This is a genomic window from Piscinibacter gummiphilus, from assembly GCF_002116905.1.
In the GTDB taxonomy this organism is placed as follows: Bacteria; Pseudomonadota; Gammaproteobacteria; order Burkholderiales; family Burkholderiaceae_C; genus Rhizobacter; species Rhizobacter gummiphilus.
On sequence record NZ_CP015118.1, the window covers coordinates 1424741 to 1447263 of the forward strand.

Below are 22523 nucleotides of genomic sequence, written 5' to 3' on the forward strand. Positions count from 1 at the left end.
GATGCCGTTCGCCCAACTGCCAACGCTGATCCTTTGAATCAGGAGCGATGATGTATCAGAACTTGATCCGAGTTCCCCGGACCCATCGAGGTCCGATGTGCAAGGCTGGTGCGATGAGCATGCTGGTCCTTGCGAGCCTGTTGAGCACGGCCGCCGGAGCGCAGACCTTGCCCGGACCGGCAACGTGCACGGGCCTCGTCGGCCTGCAGGTCGACACCGGCGTGGTCACCGCCAGCGAGCGATTCGCCAAAGGCGCGTCCATCGCACCGAGCACCAGCGGTGGTGCGGGCAGCCTGTTCGGCGGCGATGCCACCGTCACGGCGACGGCGAACCTGTGCCGCGTGAAGCTGCAACTCAAGCCCACCGCCAGTTCGCTCATCAACGTGGAAGTCTGGCTGCCCGAGACCTGGAACGGAAAGATGTTCGGCTACGGCGGCGGCGGCCTGTCGGGTGGCCTGGGGCAAAGCGCCACGCTCATGAACACGAGCGCCGGCAAGGGCTACGCATCGGCCACGAGCGACCTGGGGCACACCGCGAGCACCACCGCCGAATGGGCGGGCGGCCAGCCCGAGAAGATCATCGACTGGGGCCATCGCGCGGGACACCTCTCCGCCGTCACGTCCAAGCAGGTGATGAACGCCTACTACCAGGCCCCCGTGCAGCGGGCCTACTTCCAGGGCTGCTCCGGTGGCGGCCGCGAAGCGCTGATGTCGGTCAGCCGCTACCCGGGCGACTACGACGGCGTCATCGCCGGTGCACCCGCCATGGACTGGGGCGAACTCATGTCGCAGCATGTCTGGACGGCCCAGATCCGCGAGTCGGCGCCGAACCTGGCCAACAAGTTCTCCGCCATCACCGCGGCGGTCAAGAAAGCGTGCGACAAGAACGATGGCGTCCAGGACGGCATCCTCGAGAACCCGCAGAAGTGCACGTTCGACCCGGTGGTCATGAAGTGCTCGCTCTTCGATACGAACTCGTGCCTGAACAATGCCGAGATCGCGGCGATGCGCAAGCTGTACGAGGGCCCGAAGCTCACCAACGGCGAGCTGCTGATCCCCGGGCTGGCGAAGGGCAGCGAAGGTGGCTGGCTCATGGCCTACATCCTGAACTACCTGGGCGGTGGCCCGGAGTACTACAAGTGGATGGTCTACAACAACTCCGGCTGGACACCGAGCAACTTCTACCTCGACACGGACGTGGCCCAGTCCCGCGCGCGGGTGGAACCGATCTCGGACTCGGGTGATCCCAACATCAGCGCGTTCATCCAGCGCGGTGGCAAGCTGATCATGTGGCACGGCTGGGCCGACCAGATGATTCCGAGCGCGAACTCGGTCCGGTACTACGAGAAGGCCCAGGCGCTTCTTGGTTCGACGCTCTCAAACAGCGCTCGACTGTTCATGGTGCCGGGTGCCCAGCACTGCCAGGCGGGCTTCGACATGGTCCCGCATCTGGAGAAGTGGGTGGAGCAGGGACAGGCACCGACTCAGGTCATCAACACGACCCAGGCGCTGTTCAGCACGACCACGCATCCGCTGTGTCCGTGGCCTCAGGTTGCCGCCTACAACGGCAGCGGTTCGACGACCAGTGCGGCGAGCTACACCTGCAGAGAGCAGCCGTAAACCATTAAGGGTGGCCCGATGCGGTTACGACATTCGCGTCTGGTCACCTAGCGCAAATTTGACGGCGGCAGAGGCTTGCTCTGCTACCCCCGCGGGTCGGAAGCGGATCTGTCCAGGATCGGCTGCTGTGCGCTGCTTGCATTTCTGGGCGCTTTCGCTAAAACGGAAGGTGACGCCGGCAACGGCGTACCGGGGCGTACGACGGCGAGCATCCCGACCTGGCCCGTGCGGTGGTCCTTGCGGAAGCGGCGGGTCTCGCGGTCTTCGACCAGCACATGGGCGGCGCCCACGGTGCCGCGCAGCGCGCGCAGCAACGCGTCGGCCGTGCTCATCGCTCGCGCACCAGCAGGGCGCCGGTGATGTCGGACACCTTCGCCACGCTGGTGAGTGTCATCGCCACGCGCATCTCCTTCTCGAGCAGCTCAAGCAGGTGCTTCACGCCGGCCTGGCCCGCGACGGCCAGCGCGTAAATGTATGCGCGGCCGATCATCGTGGCGTCGGCGCCTAGCGCCAGCGCCCGCACCACGTCGAGGCCGTTGCGGATGCCCGAGTCGGCGAGGATCTTGATCTGGCCCTTCACCGCGTCGGCGATGGCCGGCAGCGCGCGGGCCGACGACAGCACGCCGTCGAGCTGGCGGCCGCCGTGGTTCGACACGATGATGCCGTCGGCGCCGAAACGCACCGCGTCGCGCGCATCGTCCGGGTCGAGGATGCCCTTGATCACCATCGGGCCCGTCCAGAAGTCGCGGATCCATTCGAGGTCGCGCCACGAGATGGATGGGTCGAAGTTGGCGCCGAGCCAGCCCATGTAGTCGGCGAGACCCGTGGGTTTGCCGAGGTAGGCCGAGATGTTGCCGAGGTCGTGCGGGCGTCCGAGCAGGCCCACGTCGAGGGACCAGCGTGGGTGCATCATCGCCTGCCAGTAGCGGCGCAACGGGGCGTTCGGGCCGCTCATGCCCGAATGCGCATCGCGGTAGCGGGCGCCGGGCACCGGCATGTCCACCGTGAAGACGAGCGTGGAGCAGCCCGCGGCCTGCGCGCGCTCCAGGGCGTTCTTCATGAAGCCGCGGTCCTTCAGCACGTACAGCTGGAACCACATCGGACGCTTGAGTTTCGGGGCCACCTCCTCGATCGGACACACCGACACGCTCGACATCGTGAACGGAATGCCGTGCGCATCGGCGGCCTGCGACGACTGCACCTCGCCGCGGCGGGCGTACATGCCGCCGAGGCCCACGGGCGCGAGCGCCACGGGGATGGAGAACTTCTCGCCGAAGAGCTCGATGCTGGTGTCGAGCCGGCTCATGTCCTTCAGCACACGCTGGCGCAGCGCCACGGCCGCGAAGTCCTCGACGTTGCGGCGCAGCGTCTGCTCGGCGTAGGCGCCGCCGTCGAGGTAGTGGAACAGGAACGGCGGCAGCCGCTTCTGCGCGGCGGTGCGGTAGTCGGCGGAGGAGGAAATGATCATGGTGGGGGTCTCATGCCCGTCGGGGCGGGTCGGTGGGCAGCAGGAGCGATGGCGTGGCGTCCAGCGGCAGGCGGGTGGACCGCTCCCGGCGGGCGCGGTCCTCGTCCATGCGCTGGATGGTGGTGCGCACGTGTTCCAGGTGGTCGCCGATGCAGGCGCGCGCGCGGGTGGGGTCGCCGTCGAGGATGGCCTGCATCAGGTCCTGGTGCTGCGCGGTCAGCACGCGCAGCGTCTCGGGTGCACTGAGGCGGAACATGTCGTGGCGGTTGCGCTCGACGGTGGACAGCACCACGGCGAAGAGGCTCTGCATCGCCTGCACGAGCACCACGTTGTGCGATGCCTCGGCGATCGCGAGGTGGAACTGCGCGTCGGCCCGCGCCGCCAGCTCGGCGTGGCCGCTCTGCTGGTGCTGCATCATCACGTCGAAGCAGCGCTGGATGCGCTCCTTGTCGGCAGGCGTGGCGCGCTGCGCGGCCAGCCACGCGGTGCTGGTCTCGAGCGCGTGGCGCGTTTCCAGCAAGTCGTAGCGGTAGTGCGGGTCGGCGTCGATCAGGCGCACCAGCGGGCCCATGGCCTCCTGCAGCCATTCGGCCGGCGCCGTGCTCTGCACGTAGGTGCCGTCGCCCACCCGACTCACGAGGGCCCGCTGGCTGCTCAGCTTCTGGATGGCCTCGCGCAGCGAGTTGCGCGACACTCCCAGATCGGCTGCCAGCTGGCGCTCGGCGGGCAGCCGCTCGCCGGCCTGAAGGCCACGGGCCTGCACGAGGGCCAGCAGCTTTTCAACGACGTGATCGACGAGGCGCATGGGAACTTCCGGCCGAAGAGTCAATGACCCAGGGTCTTCCACGGCAAGACGTAGGCATGCAACGTCGTCAGCGCGCCGATGATCGCCGCGAACAGGCGTACCGTGTAGTTGTGGCGAAACGACTCCGGCGTATGGACGTCGAGATCCCACTTTCTCCATGAGGAACCGGCCGAAATCCCTGGCATTTCTCTCTCCCTGGGCGACGCTCTGCTTGGGCTCTGGATCTTCATTGGATTCCTTCCGGTTTGGAGAGCTGCCCGCTAGGGCTGTTCTTGGTCACAGCACTTCCGGGCCTACTCCGGTCAATCACCACTACTGCAGTTTGGAGCAACGAAGAGCGAACGCGGGCATGCCCATCGGCGAGGTTCACTGGCTTGAGGTTAGCCCGGAAGCCTCCGCCATCGACTTCGCGCAAGAAACTTCGATGCCTGTGGCTTTGACGGTGAGCCAGCCGTCACGCTCGAAACGCTTGAGCGCGACGTTCACACGTTGGCGGCTTGCTCCGAGCATGTTGGCGAGGTCCTGCTGGTTCAGGTACGGAGCGATTCGGACGCCACCTTCGCACGGTATGCCGAACCGCTTCACGAGCATCTGGATCTGGCGGGCGACCCGTTGTTCCGCCGTCAGCGACACGCGCTCGGTGAACATGTCGAAAACCCGGCGGGCGTTGCTGTGGCTCAGCTTCGCCAGCACCACGGTCAGGCAGGGCTCACGAGCAGCAAGTGTGCGAAGGCGATCCAGAGGGACGGCCAGTAACGTCACCGGCGTGCAGGTTTCACCGTCGTTGATCAGGCGTCGCTCGGACTCATCCTCGAGGTGGGGGAGGCTGCCGAACCAGTCCCCTGCGACGGCCAGCGACAGGACCACCTGGCGTCCGTTGATCGTGTTGGCGAGGAGCTTGACGACGCCTTGGGCCACGCCGAACCATTCGTCCGCCGCCGCCAGACTCCGAGTCATCCGCGCGCCAGCACCGAGGCGCCGAACCGATCCGGCCGCCAGCATTGACTGCGCGACCCTGCCGGGAAGGCCCTGGCACAACCGCGACTCGAGCAGAGACCGCTCTTCTGCGCCACTCAGTACCGTCTCGGGCCTTCGTCGAACGCTCCAGGTTGCTTCCTCCAGGACGGGAGGCTTGCTTTCAGTCCACGTCATGGTGAATCAATGCAGCATCGATCGTCATGAGAACTGGTGTCGCCCACTTCCAACGGAATGTGTTCGTCCGCGCCATGTCACTGAAGCCGTGGTGTTCACGGGTACCTCTACCTCCAGACCCTTGGCGTCCCAACCGACGGACACCGTGCCATGGACCGTTTCGTGCCGTGCCCTGCACCAAGCCAGCGGCGAATCGTCCGGCGGCACAACCTGGAAGTGATCGAATCCTGCCTCGCCACTTCGCAGTCCAGCGAGATTGCGGAACATCCAGTCGCCCACGCATCCGAATGCGTAGTGATCGAAGCTGGTGAGCTTGGGGGCACCGTGCTCGTCGATGGCCTTCCAGCTTTCCCAGATGGCGGTCGCCCCTTTGTCCACTGCGTAGAGCCAGGACGGTGCCTTTGCCTGCCACAGCAGTTCGTAAGCGAGGTCCCTTCTGCCGATCTTGGTCAGGACGTCGAGGAAATAGGGTGTCGCAACGAAACCTGTGTCCAGACAACCTCCGTTGGCTTCCAGCAAGTCGACGAGCTTGGTGGCGTAGCGTGTGGTGTGTTCAGGTGGCACGAGGTCGAAGGCGAACGCGAGGACATAGGCTCCCATCAGCTGCCATGGCAGTTCGTCGTTAGCCATGAACGCGCGTTGAATGGCGTCCTTCATGCGTGCAGCATGACCCCGGTAGTGCGCTGCGTCGGCCTGTCGATCGAGGGTTTGGGCCACTTCACCCATCAACCGTACCGAGAGATAGCCGAAGAAGGGGGCCACGTAGGCGGCAGAGATCTTCGGGATCTGCCAGTTCGGCCCACCCGGCTGCTCCTGGCTCGGAATGAGCCATTCACCGAAGTGGAAGCCGGTGTTCCACAGGTACTGATCGATGGCTGGATCCAAACCAGCGGCTCCACGACGCTCGCGCGCGGTGCGGATGACGTAGTCGGCCCAGCGCTTCATGGTGTCGTAGTGGTCGTTGAGGACCAGCCGGTTTCCTGTCAGACGGTGCATGGTGTGCGGCACCATCACCGCTGCGTCGCTCCAGCCTGCGATTCCGGTGATTTGCGTGTCACCGAATTCCTTGCCCACCCCCAGCGAGAGGCGTTCGTACAGCGTGGTGAAAGGAACAGTCATTGGCACCACGCCGTCGTCGGCCTGCGCCGCTGCCAGGTTCCGCAGCCAGGAATCCAGAAATGGCGTGACGTCCTCGTTCAGAAGGGCGGTGGCGGCGTAGATCTGGATGTCACCCGTGAAGCCCGCCTTCTCCCGCGTCGGACAGTCGGTCGGGACGGACATCATGTTGTTGCGCTGGGACCAGCGAATGTTCTCGTACAAGCGGTTCAATCGGCCGTCCGAACAGCTGAAGCTTCCCGCGTCTGCTTTCTCGGTCGTCAGCGGGATCGCGACGAAGTCCCGCTCGCGGAGTTGGTTCAGCCCGGTAACCCGGATGTACCGGAAACCGTGGAAGCTGAACCGGGTCTCGTAGTCGCGAGCCACGCCGTCGGACACATAGACGTCCTTCTGGTCGGCGATCATCGAGTTGAAGTAGTTGCCGTGCTCGTCGGTCACCTCGAAGTACTCGAAGGTGACCTCCGTGTCGCGCGGCACGTCGATGCGGATGCGCGCCTTGCCGGCGATGATCTGTCCGAAGTCGACGATGACCTCTCCGCGCGGTGATACGTAGATCTGCTGGACAGCCAGTGATCCGAAGGGGCGGACCGGAGCCATGGGCTGTGCCGCCAGCTGGGCGTAGCCGTAGTCGGGCAGCCGAACGGGCTGCGGTGTCCCGAACGGTTGCCGGGCGTCGAACAGTTCGCCGCGGAAAATGTCTGATGACAGCACCGGGCCGGTCGCGCATCCCGTGTCTTCACCGGACGCGACGATTACGGAGGTGCCGTTGGCCAGATGGATCTCGAGCTGGAAGAGCACGGCCGGCGCGCCGTGGTAGTCCTGCATGACGGGGCGGCCGTGGGGGCACAAATACCAGCCATCGCCGACGTAGAGCGTCAACTGGTTGCCGCCGCGGCGTAGCAGGCGAGTGACATCGTAGGTCTGGTAGTAGAGGATGCTTCCGTAGGCGGTGTGCTCCGGCGCGAACTCGCGGTCGTCGAGACGCTCTCCGTTGAGCTGCGGCAGGTACGTTCCATAGGCGGTTGCGTACAGGCGCGCATGAACGACGTCGCCCGGAACGTCGAAGTCGCGGGAGAAGAGCACCGCGGGCGGCTGGGTGCCCCACGCCCAGGCTTCCGGAACGGCGCGTTCGATGGAACTCTCCGCCCAGGCAGCAACCCAGTCGCCGGGGTGCATGAGCGCGGTCTCGAACGACGAATGGGCTGATGCTTTCTGGCCATGGCTGTCTCGGACCGACAGCGTCCATTGGTAACGAGTGCGACTGCGAAGCGGCGCACCTTCGTAGCGGACGAAGGCTTGTTGCCGGCTGGCGACTTCGCCCGAGTCCCATGCCACCTGATCCCCGTCGGTCACCGTGATGCGGTAGCTGACTTGGAGCGTGTTCGGCGTCCTGCAGTGCAAGACCCAGGAAAAGTCGGGCGCGCGGTCGATGCCAAGGGGCGCATCGGCGCGTCCCGTGGCAAGGCGGTCGAGGCTCAGCATGGCTTGCGGATCTCGTAGGAACCAGGCCCGAGCACGAGTACCTCCCCGTGCCATGTGTGTAGGTCCGCCTCGGCGCCTTGGGGAACGGTGCACTCGATCACGATGTCGGCGTCATTTCGACGCCAGCCGCAGGTGACTTGGCCATGGCGCGTTTCAAGGGTCGCCCGCGCCCAGTCGAGTCCAGGGCCGGGCGTGGGTTGAAGATGGATGCGCTGGTAGCCAGGCTGGGCCGGTCGGATGCCGGCGACCGCCTTGTAAAGCCAGTCCACCACGGCACCCAGGGCGTAGTGGTTGAAGCTGGTCATCTCACCTGGATTCACAGTGCCGTCCGGCAACAGCGAGTCCCAGCGTTCCCAGATCGTTGTCGCTCCCATTTTCACGGCGTACAGCCACGAGGGATTGTCGGTCTGCAGGACGAGCCGATAGGCCTCCTCCACGAACCCGTGCGTCGACAGGGCCCAGGTGACGTACGGTGTTCCTGCGAAGCCGGTGCTGACGTGGTAACCGCTCTCGCGGACGAGTTCCGCAAGGCGCGCCGCTGCAGCACGGGATTGTTCCGGATCGAGCAAGCCGAAATGGATGGCGAGCGCATAGACGGCCTGAGCATCCGAACGCAGACGTCCGTCGGGCTGAAGGTAGTGTTGCTGGAAGGCCGTGCGGGTGCGCGCGGCGATGTGCCTCCATCGGCGTGCATCGTCGGGCTTGCCGAGTTGCTCGGCGGCCAGCGCGGCGAAGCTCAGCGTGCGATACAGGCAGGCGGTCGCGATGACCCCCGGATCGGACTTTGAGGCGAGCGGCTTGTCCGGCGGCGCCGTGGGATCGAGCCAGTCACCGAATTGGAAACCCTTGTCCCAGAGGCCCGTGTCGGAAACCCTTGGCAGCACGGATTCCAGATGGCCAACGACGGCGGGATAGTGCTCGGCGAGTCTCGCAGCATCTCCGTAGGCCCACCACAACGCCTCCGGTACCCATGCGGCGGCATCGGCCCAGATGGCCGTGGGCCCGAGGATGTGGGCGTAGTTCTTGAGGGCCGCCTTGGAGGCGAACTTGAACAGGTTCGGCACCACGAACGGCACGTAGCCGGCCTCCTGGAGTTCGACCTTGAGGTCAAGCAACCATCCGTGGAGCACATCGGCCACGTCGAACTGAAAGGCCGCCGAAGATGCGTAGACCGCCAGGTCTCCCGTCCAACCCATGCGCTCGTCCCGCTGCGGGCAATCGGTCGGCAGGTCGAGAAAATTGCCCTTCTGGCCCCACACCGAGTTCTCGACCAGGCGGTTGATCAGCGGATTCGAGCACTCGAAGTGGCCCGTCCGGCGCATCTGTGAATGCACGACCACCGCCTCGACGTTCTCTGCAGAGAGGGGGCCAGGGTGTCCGGTCACCTCGGCGTAGCGGAAACCGTGGAACGTGAACGTCGGCTCGAACAGATCGTCTTCACCGCTCAGAACGAAGGTGTCCGTGGCTCGAGCGCTCCGAAGCGGTCGCACGGCCAACGCGTCGCCCTCGAGAACTTCCGCGTGACGAACGACGATTCGGCCGCCAGCGCTTCCCCGGGCGCGCAACCGGACCCAGCCGACGAGGTTCTGCCCGAAGTCGATGATGAATCGCTTGTCGTCCGGCACCGTGATGGAGATGGGATGGACGACTTCGTGCCGCAGGACAGGAGGTTTGACCTGCGCCACGAGCGTGGAGCGATCAAACTCCACGATGCAGGTGGTTAGCGGCTTTCCGCTCAGGCTCTTGTCGATGACTTGGCCGTGATAGATGCTGTTCTCGCCGACTTGACTGGTTTCTGCCGTCCACGACGCATCGGTAGCCACGAACTGCACCGCGCCTGATGCGTAGACGATCTCCAGTTCCGCGATGAATCCGATGTGGCTGGCGTAGTCGATGTCCATTGCCGTGAATCCCAACCGGCTCCGCCACCATCCGTTGCCGATCAGGGCCTCGAGCCGGCAGCCTTGGCGGACGAACTCGGTGACGTCGTAGGCCTGCACCTGCAGCCGCGAGTCGAATGCGGTCCAGCCGGGTGCCAGGACGCGCTCGCTCACGGGTTGCCCGTCGATGCGCACCTCGTAGGCGCCATGCGCGGTGGCGTGAAGGGTCGCCTTTTTGATGGCCTCGGCGCTGTTCAAGTCGAGTCGGGTCGAGAGGACGAAGGAGGGAGCGTTGCCGGCGACGGTCACCATGCGCGCACGTGTAAGGAGCCGGGGCTCGATGAATGGTTTCGAAGTCTGGTCCTGCATGATGTGTCGTGTCGGCCTTGGATGGGGTGCGCGTTGCGGAGCGAATGGCAGTGCCGCGGGGGGCGTTTCCGCGCTGGTGAAGGCGGCCCCTCAGCGGAAGGGGACGTTGAGCATCGCGGTGGCCTGTCTGGCCAGGCCGTCCGCGACGTCGATGGAACGGTTTCTCAGCCAGAGCGTCTGCAGGCCGAGCGTGGCCGAAAGAAACAGCGTCGCTGCGGACTCCGGCGTCTGCTTCTTGTCGAGCTGGCCCGCGGCCTTGATGGCCTTGAAGGCCCTCACGAGGATGTCGTTGGCGCGCTGGTAGCGGTCCTTGAAATACTCGTGTGCCGGATGCTCGGGAGACGAGGCCTCGGCGGCCAGCGTCGTTTCGAGGTCGACCAGCATGGGGTTCCCCACGTTGCGCCGCGTGGATTCGATCCACGCATGGAGGACCTCGATGCCGACGGGTTTCGTGGTGCGGGCGAGGCTCAACGCCGCCTCGTCTCGCCACTCGAGCACGGCCATGAGCAAGTCCACCTTGGTCGCGAAATGATGGCGGATGCCCGCGTGCGTCATGCCGACGCGAACGGCGATGTCCCGCAGCGAGCCTTCGCGGAAGCCCGACTCCGAGAACGTGGCGGCAGCGCCGGCGATGATTTCAAGGCGCCGTTGCGCCGTCTTCGCGTACAACCCGCGAGGACCTCTGGCGGTGGCAGTCGTGACGTCGGAGTCTGGGGATTTGCTCACGGTGGTTCCCGGTGTGTGCGCGAGGTCCGGAAATTCTAGGTGGGTCAGCATGGCCTGCCGTTCGTGTGCGGGTCGGGGGTTGTGGATCAATACCAGTCGTTCCGCATCAGGCGGCAGACGGATTCACGTTCGGTCACGACGCCGAGCCAGGCGCCGATCTTCGGCAACTCGAAGCGGAAGAAGTAGCGTGCGCAGGATCGTTTGCCTCCGATGAACTCGGGGGACAGATCGGCGGCGTTTTCTTCGACGCAGCAGAGCACATCCAGCCAGATCCATGCGAGGACCACATGCCCGACCGCCTGGAGGTACGGCGTGGCGTTGGCCAGGGTCTCGTCCGGCTCGCCTGTGCTCCAGCTCGCGCGCGTGGCCCCCCGAAGCTGACCTGCCGCGTGCGCCAGGTCTGCGGAATGGCCGCGCAGGCCGGGGTGATCGAGGGCGCGCACCGCTGTCCGCTCCATGTGGTCCAGTAGCACGGTCAGGCAGTCACCGTCATCCATCAGGACCTTGTCTCCGAGGAGTTCCAGTCCGTGGGCGCCGTGGGTTCCGTGGTGGATCATGTTCAGGCGGTTGTCGCGCCAATGCTGCTCGACCGGAAACTCCCGCGTGTACCCGGCGCTGCCGAACACCTGGATCGCGAGGCTGTTGGCCTCGAGGCACCATTCGCCGGGCCAGCTTTTCGCAACGGGAACGAGGACTTCGAGCAGCGCCCTGGCCTCACGCGCCGTCGCGGGTGCCCCGGTGCCCACGTCATCGATGAGACGGGCGCAGCGCAGTTGCAGCGCGAGAGCCCCTTCGGAATAGGCCTTCTGAGCCAGAAGCATTCGCTTCACGTCGGCCAGTTCGATGAGGGGGACCTGAGGCGTCCAATCGGGTCTTCCCGGGGCTCGCGCGTGGAGGCCCTGGCACGCGACCCGGGCGTAGGCCAGGCTGGCCTCGAACCCCGCCATGCCGAGCATCGCCGCGGCAAGGCCCGCGCCGATTCGGGCCTCGCGCAGCATCTGGGAGACGTATGCGAGGCCGTGGCCGGCTTCTCCCACCAGGTAACCCACGGCGCCCGGCTTGCCGTGCGGAAGGTGTCGTCCGTCACCGAGGTGAAGTCGGGCCGTCGTCGTGCCGCGCCAGCCGCACTTGTGGGCAAGGCCGTCGAGCACGACGTCGTTCCGCTCTCCCGACGGTTGTCCGTCGGGGCCGATCAACTTCTTCGGGACGACGAACAGGGAGACGTCCTTCGCCCCAGGTCCGGTTCGCCCGTCCGCGCCGGGGATCTTGGCCAGCACGAGGTGGACGATGTTGTCGTTGAGCTCGTGGTCTCCCGCACAGACCCAGGTCTTGAGTCCGAGCAGGCGATGACGCGCGCCGAGCGGATCCGCCCCGTGGCCATCTCCGTCCGGCCACGCGCGGGTTTCGATGTCGCCCCAACCGGCGTCGGCCTGTGGTTCACCAAGGCAGAGGGTGCCGGCGAACTTGCCGGTGAGCAGATGAGTCGAGAAGGCCAGCTTTTGCCGAGCGCTGCCATGGGCCGTGATCACACGGGCGACGCCGGCCGTGGAGGGGCCGGTGCAGAGCCCGACGGAGCCCTTCAGGAAGAAGGCGTTGCCTGCGGTCTCGACGACGAAGGGGAGCTGCATGCCACCGTCTTCGTAGTCCTGGGACGCCGCGAGGAGCCCGGATGCGGCGTATGCGTCCCAGGCTTCCCGGGTCGCCTCGGGATGGACCATCGAGTCGCCCTCGATGCGTGGCTCTTCGGCGTCGACCAGGCGGTTGAAGGGCCGGAATTTCTCCCGGGCGATCTGCTCGCACGTGTCCAGTGCCTGGCCGAAGCTCCCCAGGGAATGCTCGGAGAACCGGCTCCGGTCCACCAGCTCGGGGATCCCGAGCCAGTACAGCAGGAGGAAGTCGACCGTCTCACGCATCGGACGACGTTCCCCTGCCGCCGGCGCAGGACTCGATCACCACGTCAGCGGACGCGATGTCCGCGTCGTTCGTGGTCGTGCTGAGAAACGCCATCCGGACGGCGTACTTGTACTCTGCCAGCGTGCGCTGCCTCACTTGCGATTCGTAGGTCCGGCGAATCAGGGCCACGCCGCCTTCGAGCGCCCCTCGCCCATGAGCCACCAGCGTGACCGGAATGCCGGCGTCGAGGAAGCTCATGGCGATTCGCGCGCCGGCTTCATCGGCACCGACAATGGCGACGCTGCGCAGGTGGGTTGGAGGCCAGTTCATGCGATCCGCCCATGCCGATCACTGCGCGTCGCTGGTGCGGCGCTTCAGCATCTCGTCCTTGAGCTCGCGGCGCAGGACCTTGCCCACTGGGCTCTTGGGCAGCTCGGCGCGAAGCTCGATCGTCCGGGGGCGCTTGTAGCCCGTCAGCTGGGCTTCGCAGAACGCACGGACGTCGTCCACGTGCAGGGAAGCGTCGCGCGGCACCACGAAGAGCTGCACGGACTCGCCGGTCTGCGAATCCGGGACGCCGATCACCGCGCACTCCGCGACGCCGGGCATCGAAGACACCACCGCCTCCACCTCGTTCGGGTAGACGTTGAATCCGCTGACGAGGACCATGTCCTTCTTCCGATCGACGATGCGGACGTAGCCACGTTCATCCATCGTGCCCACGTCGCCGGTCTTGAAGAAGCCATCGGGGGTCATGGCGGCGGCGGACTCGTCGGGTCGGCCCCAGTAGCCGGACATCAGCTGCGGTCCCCGGACGACGATCTCGCCGGCTTCTCCGGCCTTCAGACGCTGACCGTCATCACCCACGATGCGGATCTCCGCGCCGGGGAACGGGAGGCCCACGGTGCCGGTGAAGGTGTCGGAGTCGGCTCGGTTGCACGTGATCGCCGCCGTCGTCTCGGACAGCCCGTAGCCTTCCACGATGGGGCAGCCCGTGAGGGTCAGCCACCGCTCCGCCACGCTCGGCATCACCGCGGTGCCTCCACCGACGCTGACGCACAGCTCGCTGAAATCCAGGCTGGCGAAGTCCGGGTGCGCGGCCAGGCCGTTGAACAGCGTGTTGACCGCCGGGAAGACGTGCAGCTTGTGCGGCCGCAGAAGCGCCAGGGTCTGGGCCATGTCCCGTGCGTTCGGAATCAGCAGCACCTGCGCACCGGTGCGCATGCCGAGAAGGGCGCAGGTGGTGAACGCGAAGACGTGGTACAGCGGCAAGGCACAGACAATGTTCAGCTGTCCGGTGATGGTGCGGCGCTGCCAGCCAGTCTGGAGCCAGGACTCCGCGCCGAGGACGTTGGCCAGCAGGGCGCGATGTGACAGGCTGGCGCCCTTGCTGACGCCCGTCGTGCCACCCGTGTACTGGAGGACGGCGATGTCTTCAGGTGCGAGGGTGGGACGCTGGAACGCCTGCGCCGATCCTTGCGCCAGCGCCAGGTCGAATGCGATGGCGCCCGGCCCGTCCGCGATGGCCGAGGATTCGGGACCCGGCGACAGCCGGTCCGCTGGATTGGCCAGCACGACGGTCTCGATGCCCAGTCCCTTCAGCATCGTCTGCAGTGCGTCACCCATCCCCTGGAAGATCGGCGCGAAGATGACAAGGGCACGGGCACCGCTGTCACGCAGCTGGTGTTCGAGTTCTCGCGGGGTGTACAACGGGTTGACGTTGACGGCGATCAGCCCGGCCCTCAGTGTGCCGGCGGCGGCCACCGGGTAGTGAAGCAGGTTCGGCAACATGATCGCCACGCGGTCGTTCCGAACCAGGCCGCGGGCCTGAAGGTAGGACGCGAATGCCAGCGAGCAGCGGTCCAGTGCCGAGTAGCTCAGGGACTGGGGGCCCAGGCGGTACGCGACGGCGTCGCCATACAGCGCGAAGCTCTCTTCCATCAGCGAGACGACGCTGGGATATTCACTGGTGTCGACGTCGTGAGGCACCCCGGCGGGGTACTCGGCAAGCCACGGGCGGTCGTTCATTCGAATCTCCAGGGTTCCATTCAGACGTTCTCATGGTGGCGAAGGTGCCGATCAGGGTGTGATCGGACATCCACCGCCACCCGGCGCCCTTCTGCCGTCGACGCAACGCGCGGCATGGCTCGAAATCCCAAGTGGAAACCCTAGGTTTGCACCAATCACCGGCGCAGGCGCGTTGCGTCGCGCGCATGCGTATTAGCTTGGCTACTGCCCTCGACGACGCGCACATGCCGTGGACTTCGACGCGGATTTCACGGTGGCGGCGTTGAAAAAAATTCCGCCTTGACTCAAAATTCGTCCAGTTGGAAAGTTTTCGGATGTAGCTCGAGGAGACACGATGCGAAACTTCACTTTGCGCTCGCTGCGCATCTTTGAGGCCGTCGCTTCGGCATGCAGCTTCTCCCGGGGATCGGAACTCGTGGGCATCACCCAGTCGGCTGCGTCGCAGCAGATCCGGACACTCGAGGAAGAGCTGGGGACGCGCCTGTTCGACACGGTGGGGCGTCCGATTCAACTGACCCCTGCGGGACGCGCGCTGCTGGGCCACGCGCGATTGATCCTCGCGCAGATCAACGTCGCGTCCGACGCCCTGGCATCGTTGGAGGGGGAGTTCCGCGGCCAGCTGCACATCGGTGTCGTGTCACCGGCGTACTACTTCGTGCCCCGGCTCATCAAGGCGTTTCGAGCCCGCTACGCGGAGGTGCGGGTCAAGCTCAGCCTGGGCAAGCGCGACGCGCTGCTGCAGAAGCTGGCGGGGCATGAGATCGATCTGATGATCGGTGGATTCCCATCGGCCGAGACCGAAGTCGAGGCAGAGACGTTCGCCCGGAACCCGCACTGCCTGATCGCACCGGTGACGCATCGACTGGCCAGGCGCGATGATCTCTTCTGGCAGGACCTTCGTGACGAAACCATGATCTTCCGCGAGGCGGGCTCCACGACACGCAACTTCTACGAACACCTGCTGCAGACCCAGGGCATCGACGTCAAGGCGAGGCTGGAGTTCGAGGGCAACGAGACGGTCAAGCAGGCGGTGATGGCCGGCCTCGGCATCAGCTTCCTGTCCGCGCATGCGTTCCAGCTGGAACTCGAGGCCGGCAAGCTGGCCGTGCTGAAGGTCGGTGGCACGCCGAAGTGGTTGGACTGGTGCGTGCTCAGTCGTCGGAACGAAGCCGCGCCGGCAATCCGGCAGGCCTTCAAGGACTTTCTCATGTCGGAGGGCCTGGCCTATGCGGCTTGCCAGTTCCAGTCGCCGGAAACGACGCCTCGGCGCCTGGAGCCCGTTGCTCAGTCCGCTCAAGGAACCAAGCGGGTCGAGGCGCCGCTCACGCGCAGCCCCGTGGCCGCATGACGCCGCATGGCGCGGTCGTCCGGTCTCTGCGCTGGCAGATCCCGGGCCGACCGACAGTCGGCCTCACAGGATCGGAGCGACCCGTCCCCTCAGCAGGTGCGCGTCGTCCGGGACCGCGACGGGGCGGACGAGTGGTGGCGTCAGGCGCGCATCGGTCCAGTGAGCGAGGACGTACCCTCCGCGCGCCGTGCCCTCGACGAGGTCGTTGCTCGCGTGGACGTCACCTTGCATCGCCGCCAGCAGTTCCAGGTAGACCTCGTTGCTGGCCAGAGGGCCATCGACGGTCAGCGGCCCCACGGCGCCCAGTGCCTGCACGCAGTTCATCGTTTCGTGAGCGGCGTACATCGCGGCCAGGGTCGCACGCTCCCTCGCATCGAAGCGGTCCACGAGGCCTTCGGCAGAGATGGATTGGCCATCGGCCATCCGCACGCGCTGGCCGCCCCGCTCGATCGACACGCCATCGGCGATGAGCTGACGCAGTACATGGCGATCGGCCAGGCGCGGGTCCGCACCGGCGCACAGTCTCTCGATGTCGCGACCTCCCATGAAGCGGCCGGTGGGGACCGCCTCGCCTCGCACCGAGACGTTGGCCAGGAAGTCCCCTTTTCCGTCGAGGGCGGACAGAGAGGCGCTCGAGGCCATTACCACCACCCAGGTGCCGCTGGACACCAAGGTCATGCGGGGCCAGCTGCGAAGGTAACGCGCCAGGCAGGCATTGCTGTCGTGTGCGCCGCAGAGGATGCGAACGCCCGATGGCAATCCCAGGGAACTGGCGAGTTCGGGCCGGACGAATCCGAGGGTGTCCCATGCGTGGCGCATGGGCGCGAATCGACGGTCCCACCCTTCGCGTCGGGCCAGCGCGGACCAGCCGCCTTCACGCGGCTTCCACAGCAGGGTGTGGCACCCCAGTGCCGACACCTCGCTGCTCGCCACGCCGCTGAGCCACCAGGCCCAGTACTGCGCGTAGGGCATCCAGTGCGAAACCTTCGACATCCGTCCCGGCAGATGCCGCTGCATCCAGTCGAGTTGCGTGGCGGCGTTCAGTCCGAGCGGGAGGATCGGGCAAAGGGTGGATGCGAACGGATCGACGCGCTCGGCCCAGTCGGCCGGCCGGTCGTTGAAGCCCTCGAACTCGTAGTCCGCCACCGGCACGGCGAGTCCCGACGGGCCGATGCCGGCCAGTGCCGCGCCGTGCGTGATGGGCACGATGCGGCGGACGGACTTTCGCAGGCTCCCGACGCCGGCCAGCGTGTCGGACAGCCACGTCTGCACGCTGCCGGTATCGAGGGCCAGGTACCCGGAGGTTGTTTCGATCGACTGGCTGTCGTACCCCCAGCTCTGCAGGAGCCGGCCTTCGTCGTCGATGACCAGGAGCTTCGTGCGTGTCTTGCCGACATCCAGAACCAGGGTGAGCGCCGCTTCAGACAATCCCGCCTCCACCGCCCTGGCTGGCAGGGCGCTCTGCGGCGACCTTGGCCCGATAGCCACTGGCCCGGTAGCAGCCCAGCAGGTCGATGGCGCCACCTTCCTCGAGGCGTGCCTGCTGCAGCAGGGGCGTGACATCCGTCTCGAAGCCCTTCTTGAGCAGTTGCGCAGCCACCAGCACGTCGTTGCCGTCCTGTGCCGCGTCGAGGGCCACCCGGTCGACCAGCAACGCCTGGGCGTAGCTGCGCTGGACCTGTGCGGCACTGCTCATGAGACTTTCGATGGGATCGGTGACGTTGTGGCTCTGGTCCAGCATGTAGGCCGGATTGAATCCGGTGACCCCTTCATGCGCTGCGGCCACCAGTTCGTTGAAGACGAGGAAGAGGCGGTACGGGGCCACGCTGCCGGCGTCGAGGTCGTCGTCTCCGTACTTGCTGTCATTGAAGTGGAAGCCCGCGAGTTTTCCGGCGGCGATGAGCCGGGCGACGATCAGCTCGATGTTGACGTTCGGGGCGTGATGTCCCAGGTCCACCAGGCATTGCGCCTTGGGGCCGAGGGCGTTCGCCGCGAGATAGCTGGAGCCCCAGTCCTGGATGACGGTCGAGTAGAACGCGGGCTCGCAGATCTTGTGCTCGAGGAACATGCGCCAGTCGTCAGGCAGCGCCTTGTAGATCTGGCTCGCGCTGTCGATGTAGCGGTCGAAGGCACGGCGGAAATGCTGCTGCCCGGGGAAGTTGCTGCCGTCGCCGATCCACACCGTCAGGGCGTTGGAGCCGAGCTGGCGACCTGCTTCGATCACCGCGATGTTGTGCTCTACCGCTTGCGCGCGGGTGCTCGCATCGGTGTGCGTGAGGCTGCCGAACTTGTAGCTGTGGGCCTGGTCCTTCTGGTCCGAGAACGTGTTCGAGTTCATCGCGTCGAAGTACATGCCCTGTGCTTCGGCCTTGCCGCGCAGCTCGCTGTAGTCCGTGCAGTGGTCCCACGGAAGGTGCAGGGAGATGCCCGGGGTGGCGCGGGTCAGCTGGTGGACGACGCCGCAGTCCTGGAGTTTGTCGAACACGTGGCGGGGTTCGCCGCGGCCGGGAAAGCGCGCGAACCGGGTGCCGCCGGTGCCGACCCCCCAGGACGGCAGGGCGACCGCGAACTGCTTGACCTTCGCCTTGATGGCGTCGATGTCGACGCCGCGGCGCGCCAGTTGTCCGCCCAGGTGAGCGTAGTCGCTCTTCTGCTGTTCGAGGAGGGGCGCGTTGCTGGCCGCGATGGTGTCGACCGAGATGATGCTCATGGTGTGGATCCTGACCTGCTCAGCGCGTGAACGCCGCGAGGTTGCCCGCGTCCACGTTGACGATGTTGCCCGTGCTCTTGGAAGAGAGTTCCGACGCGAAGAAGTAGGTCGCCTCGGCGATGTCCTCGGCGAACACGCTGCGCTTGAGCATCGAGCGGTCCCGGTAGAAGGCTTCGAGGTCGCCTTCCTCGATCTTGTTGGCGGCGGCGCGCTCTTCGCTCCATTTGCCGGTCCAGATCTTCGAGCCGCGGATCACGGCGTCGGGATTGACCACGTTGGAGCGGATGCCGAACGGCGCACCCTCCAGCGCGATGTTGCGGCTCAGCTGGATCTCCGCGGCCTTGGCCGCGCAGTAGGCCGTGGCCTGGTTGCTGGCGACCATGCCGTTCTTGCTGGCCACGATGACGATGCTGCCTCCGAGACCCTTGGCCTTCATCTGCTTGAACGCTTCGCGGCACACGAGGAAGTAGCCGGTGGCGAGGATGCTCTGGTTGCGGTTCCAGAGCGCGAGAGAAGTTTCTTCCAGGGGGGCGGCCGACGCGATGCCGGCGTTGCTCACCACCACATCGACACCACCGTACTGCGCTGCGGCGTAGTCGAATGCGGCGATCACGCTGGCCTCGTCCGTGACGTCCGTGACGACCCCGCGGATGTGGTCCGCGCCGTACTTCTTCGCCATCGCGGCGACGGCGGTCTCGAGCGACGCCTGGTCGATGTCCGAGAGCACCACGCATGCGCCTTCGGCCAGCATGCGGTGCGAGATGGCCTGGCCGATCCCGCCGGCGCCACCCGTGACCAGGGCCACCTTGCCGACCATGGGTTTCGGGCGCGGCATCCGCTGGAGCTTCGCCTCTTCCAGTAGCCAGTACTCGATGTCGAACGCCTCCTGCTCGGGCAGCCCGATGTACTTGTCGACGGCGTTGGCTTCGCGCATGACGTTGATGGCGTTGACATAGAACTCGCCGGCGATGCGCGCCGTGGCCTTGTCCTTGGCGATCGTCACCATGCCGATGCGCGGAAGCAGGATGACCACCGGGTTCGGATCGCGCAGCGCGGGGCTGTTCGCACGCTTGCAGCGTTCGTAGTAGGCCGTGTAGTCGGCGCGATACGCCGCGAGCAGCTGTTCGATCGTCTTCGTGAGTTCGTCACCCGATTGGCTGTAGACCGCTTCGGAGATCACCAGGGGCCGGATCTTGGTGCGCAGGAAGTGATCCGGGCAGGACGTGCCGAGCGCGGCGAGCGCCAGGAGATCCTTCGAGTTCACGAACTCGAGCACCTCGGCCGACGTGTTCACATGGGCGAGCATGGGGTTCGCCTGGGACGCCAGGCCGCGCAGGACCGGCAGCACTTTCGCGAGCACCGCGTCGCGCTGCGGGGCCGCCAGATTGTCGAACTGGGCACCACCGAAGGCGATGGCGCCGCGCTTCTCGCGCTCCTGTTCGAGCCAGCTCTGCGCGCGGGCGATGAGGTCCACCGTGTTCTCATAGCAGGACTTGGCGGTGTCGCCCCAGCTGAACAGCCCGTGGCCGGCCAGGACGATGCCCCGGAGGCCGGGGTGTGCTTCGTTGTAGGCGGCCAGGCGCTGCCCGAGCTCGTAACCCGGTCGCAGCCACGGCATCCAGCCGACCTGGCCCTCGAAGACCTTCCTGGTGATCTCTTCCGAGTTCTCCATGGCCGCGATCGCGATGACCGCATCGGGGTGCATGTGGTCCACATGGGCGTAGGGCAGCGACGAATGCAGCGGCGTGTCGATCGACGCGGCGCGGGGGTTCAGGTTGAACGTGCAGTGGGGCAGGTAGGCCACCATCTCGTCCTCGTGCTCGAGGCCGCGGTAGAGCGCCTTGAGGTCACGGAGCTTGTGCATGTAGAGCGTCGAGAAGCCATCGAGCTTCATCGACCCCAGGTCACCGCCGGACCCCTTCACCCACAGCACTTCGGCCTGCATCCCGGTCAGCGGGTCGCGTTGCATGACCTTGGCGGAGGTGTTGCCGCCACCGTAGTTGGTGATGCGCAGGTCGGAGCCCAGCAGGTTCGATCGGTATTGCAGGAGCTGCGGCTCGTCGAAGCCGGCTACGAACTGGTCGTCCCAGCTGGGGAAGGGTTTGCTCATCGTCATGATGTTTCGGTTCTCGGCACATCGAGGCACGACTGGCCCCGTCTTGAGACGAAACTGTAGGGGCGCACCTCCGGCATCACAACGCCGTCGCGCTGGGGGACATGATTAGCAAACCTAATGCGGGTCGACCGGGGTGGAGGAACTGTGCCTTCCCTCGCGCCTGAGGCTGCAGTGCGTCAGGGTGGACTGGCCGCCCAGGGGGGCTGAACCGCTCGCAAACCCCGAAGTTCTTGTTGGATCGCCCGGGGAATCGGCAGCCTCGGCTTCAGGGGCCTTCCGCCGTCACCCTGCATTCGGCGATGCGTGCTCCCTCGGCCAGGATGAAATCCTGAAGCGCGCGGCGGGCGGCCGGTTCTTCGGCTTCGCGGCGGGTCAGGACACACCAGTCGAGCCATTTCGGAAGGCCGATGACGTCGAGCACCGCGAGCTTGCCCATCTGGAGTTCGAGCTGGAACACGTGGGCGGACAGGAAGCTGATGCCGAGTCCGGCCATCACGGCCTGCTTCACGGCTTCGTTGCCTTCGAGTTCGAGGTTGAGGTTGACCTGCAGGCCCTGGACCTGAAGCAGGTGTTCCAGGAAACGGCGGGTGCCGGAATCGGCTTCCCTGGCGATGAAGGGTTCGTCGCGCAACTCTGCCCATTCGATGTTCCGCCGGCTCGCCATCGGGTGGTCGATCGACGCGACCAGGCAGTGAGGGTGTCGTGCGAACACTTCCGCCTGCACGTCGGTTTCCGAGGACGGGTAGCCGCTGATGACCAGATCGAGCTGGTGTGCGCTCAGCATCGCGAGAAGGTCGTCCCGTTGTCCGAGGTTGATCTTCGCCCCCATCTCCGGGTACTCCTTCCGGAAGGCCGCGATGATGGCGGGCAGGAAGTAGTTCGCCGGAGACACGGCCCCGATCTGCAACTGGCCGCGGAACTGCCCGTCGAGGGAGTTCAACGAGTCCATCGCCACGTTGACCTGGGACAGCACCAGCCGCGCGTGCCGCAGGAGCTCCCGGCCCGCGTCGGTCAGACGGATCGGGCGCGCCTGGGTGTCGAACAGCTTGACCTTGACTTCGTCTTCGAGCGCGCGGATCTGCTGGGAGACGGCGGACTGGGTCATGCCCAGCATCTCGGCGGCACGCGAGAAGCTGCTCGTCGAGGCCGCGGCATCGAAGATGCGCAGGCTGCGAAGCGTGAGATCACGCATGGCATGGCTCCTCGTGCGTCTTCGTCGGAGGGCTGGGCGGGGCGGAACGGGGCGCGTGCACGGGCGGCTCAATCAGGCGATACGTTCCGGGAATGGTAGCGCGTCGGGGACCGTTCAGCGTGCCTGCTCGCGGTTCGGCGCTGGCGGTCCCGCCTGTCTGGCGCTGCGCTCGAACGCGAGGAGGCGGCCGAACTCGAACATCGCCAGGCCGAGCAGCCCGACGCCGTTCGCGAGGTACAGGAACAGCTCGGTGAAGAACTCCGCACCGATCTCCGTCCGCTCAGGTGCAAGCCATTGCATCAACGGCGGCGCGATCCATCCCACGGCGGCCGTCACCGCGCCGCCATGGAGAAGCAAGGCCCCCAGCCAGCGGACCGCGCGTGCGACTCCACCCGTCCGCGGTGACGCCAGTGCCCTGCCGTCGCGCACGACCGATCCGATTCGGTAGATGCCGAGCAAGACGAAGATCGCGGGGCCGATCGAAGGCACGAGCCCCAGCCCGACCCCGCCCACCACCAGGCCGAGCCATCCGGCCTCCGCCCGGCCATGGGGCAGTACCGCGGCGATGAGCACGATGACATAGGCGGCGCGAAGCGTGATGGATGGCTGCTGGTTCACG

General features: G+C 66.2%; 18 protein-coding genes. 2 read left to right on the forward strand and 16 right to left on the reverse strand.

Going from position 1 to position 22523, the window contains the following annotated elements:
- Positions 1–113: 113 nt before the first annotated feature.
- A complete protein-coding gene (locus A4W93_RS06465; RefSeq protein WP_157782124.1) occupies positions 114–1619 on the forward strand; it encodes a tannase/feruloyl esterase family alpha/beta hydrolase in 1506 nt (501 codons plus the stop codon).
- Between the two features lie 83 nt (positions 1620–1702).
- Here the strand turns inward: A4W93_RS06465 and A4W93_RS29515 are convergent, their stop codons facing one another.
- From A4W93_RS29515 to A4W93_RS06515, 11 genes are all read right to left on the reverse strand, one after another.
- On the reverse strand, positions 1703–1951 hold the full coding sequence (locus tag A4W93_RS29515; protein WP_157131599.1) for a hypothetical protein: 249 nt from the start codon (positions 1949–1951) through the stop codon (positions 1703–1705).
- The gene (gene lldD / locus A4W93_RS06470) at positions 1948–3087 is read right to left on the reverse strand and encodes an FMN-dependent L-lactate dehydrogenase LldD (protein WP_085749836.1); all 1140 of its coding nucleotides are present in this window, start codon (positions 3085–3087) and stop codon (positions 1948–1950) included. The genes A4W93_RS29515 and lldD overlap by 4 nt, the downstream gene beginning before the upstream one ends.
- A gap of 10 nt (positions 3088–3097) precedes the next feature.
- Positions 3098–3892, reverse strand: a complete 795-nt coding sequence (gene lldR / locus A4W93_RS06475) for a transcriptional regulator LldR (protein WP_085749837.1) — start codon at positions 3890–3892, stop codon at positions 3098–3100.
- A 20-nt stretch (positions 3893–3912) separates the two neighbouring features.
- Positions 3913–4122, reverse strand: coding sequence for a hypothetical protein (locus A4W93_RS06480; protein WP_085749838.1), 210 nt, complete (start codon positions 4120–4122; stop codon positions 3913–3915).
- A gap of 136 nt (positions 4123–4258) precedes the next feature.
- Positions 4259–5044 (reverse strand): Crp/Fnr family transcriptional regulator, encoded by a 786-nt coding sequence (locus A4W93_RS06485; RefSeq protein ID WP_085749839.1) that lies wholly within the window; start codon positions 5042–5044, stop codon positions 4259–4261.
- A gap of 24 nt (positions 5045–5068) precedes the next feature.
- The gene (locus A4W93_RS06490) at positions 5069–7642 is read right to left on the reverse strand and encodes a family 78 glycoside hydrolase catalytic domain (RefSeq protein ID WP_169726510.1); all 2574 of its coding nucleotides are present in this window, start codon (positions 7640–7642) and stop codon (positions 5069–5071) included.
- Positions 7636–9834, reverse strand: a complete 2199-nt coding sequence (locus A4W93_RS06495; RefSeq protein WP_218919186.1) for an alpha-L-rhamnosidase — start codon at positions 9832–9834, stop codon at positions 7636–7638. Before A4W93_RS06495 ends, A4W93_RS06490 begins: the two co-directional genes overlap by 7 nt.
- 147 nt (positions 9835–9981) lie before the next feature.
- Positions 9982–10668: a TetR/AcrR family transcriptional regulator gene (locus A4W93_RS06500; protein WP_085749842.1), complete on the reverse strand. Its 687-nt coding sequence runs from the start codon at positions 10666–10668 to the stop codon at positions 9982–9984.
- Between the two features lie 35 nt (positions 10669–10703).
- Positions 10704–12530 (reverse strand): acyl-CoA dehydrogenase family protein, encoded by a 1827-nt coding sequence (locus A4W93_RS06505; protein ID WP_085749843.1) that lies wholly within the window; start codon positions 12528–12530, stop codon positions 10704–10706.
- Positions 12523–12840 carry a 3-hydroxyacyl-CoA dehydrogenase NAD-binding domain-containing protein gene (locus A4W93_RS06510; protein WP_085749844.1) on the reverse strand — a complete coding sequence of 106 codons (318 nt, stop codon included), beginning with the start codon at positions 12838–12840 and terminating at the stop codon, positions 12523–12525. Before A4W93_RS06510 ends, A4W93_RS06505 begins: the two co-directional genes overlap by 8 nt.
- Positions 12841–12858: 18 nt before the next feature.
- Positions 12859–14538 carry an AMP-binding protein gene (locus A4W93_RS06515; protein WP_085749845.1) on the reverse strand — a complete coding sequence of 560 codons (1680 nt, stop codon included), beginning with the start codon at positions 14536–14538 and terminating at the stop codon, positions 12859–12861.
- A 334-nt stretch (positions 14539–14872) separates the two neighbouring features.
- On the opposite strand from A4W93_RS06515, the gene A4W93_RS06520 reads away from it, so the two are divergent.
- Positions 14873–15886: a LysR family transcriptional regulator gene (locus A4W93_RS06520; RefSeq protein WP_085749846.1), complete on the forward strand. Its 1014-nt coding sequence runs from the start codon at positions 14873–14875 to the stop codon at positions 15884–15886.
- Positions 15887–15949: 63 nt separating this feature from the next.
- Here A4W93_RS06520 and A4W93_RS06525 read toward each other — a convergent pair whose 3' ends face one another.
- The 5 genes from A4W93_RS06525 to A4W93_RS06545 form a co-directional block, all read right to left on the reverse strand.
- A complete protein-coding gene (locus A4W93_RS06525; RefSeq protein ID WP_085749847.1) occupies positions 15950–17314 on the reverse strand; it encodes an FGGY family carbohydrate kinase in 1365 nt (454 codons plus the stop codon).
- Positions 17307–18596, reverse strand: coding sequence for an L-rhamnose catabolism isomerase (gene rhaI / locus A4W93_RS06530; protein ID WP_085749848.1), 1290 nt, complete (start codon positions 18594–18596; stop codon positions 17307–17309). The genes A4W93_RS06525 and rhaI overlap by 8 nt, the downstream gene beginning before the upstream one ends.
- A gap of 19 nt (positions 18597–18615) precedes the next feature.
- A complete protein-coding gene (locus A4W93_RS06535) occupies positions 18616–20712 on the reverse strand; it encodes a bifunctional rhamnulose-1-phosphate aldolase/short-chain dehydrogenase (protein WP_085749849.1) in 2097 nt (698 codons plus the stop codon).
- A gap of 265 nt (positions 20713–20977) precedes the next feature.
- Entirely contained in the window at positions 20978–21904 is a 927-nt protein-coding gene (locus A4W93_RS06540) for a LysR family transcriptional regulator (protein ID WP_085749850.1), read from the reverse strand.
- A gap of 114 nt (positions 21905–22018) precedes the next feature.
- Complete coding sequence (locus A4W93_RS06545; RefSeq protein ID WP_085749851.1) at positions 22019–22522, reverse strand: hypothetical protein; 504 nt, start codon at positions 22520–22522, stop codon at positions 22019–22021.
- Position 22523 lies beyond the last annotated feature (1 nt).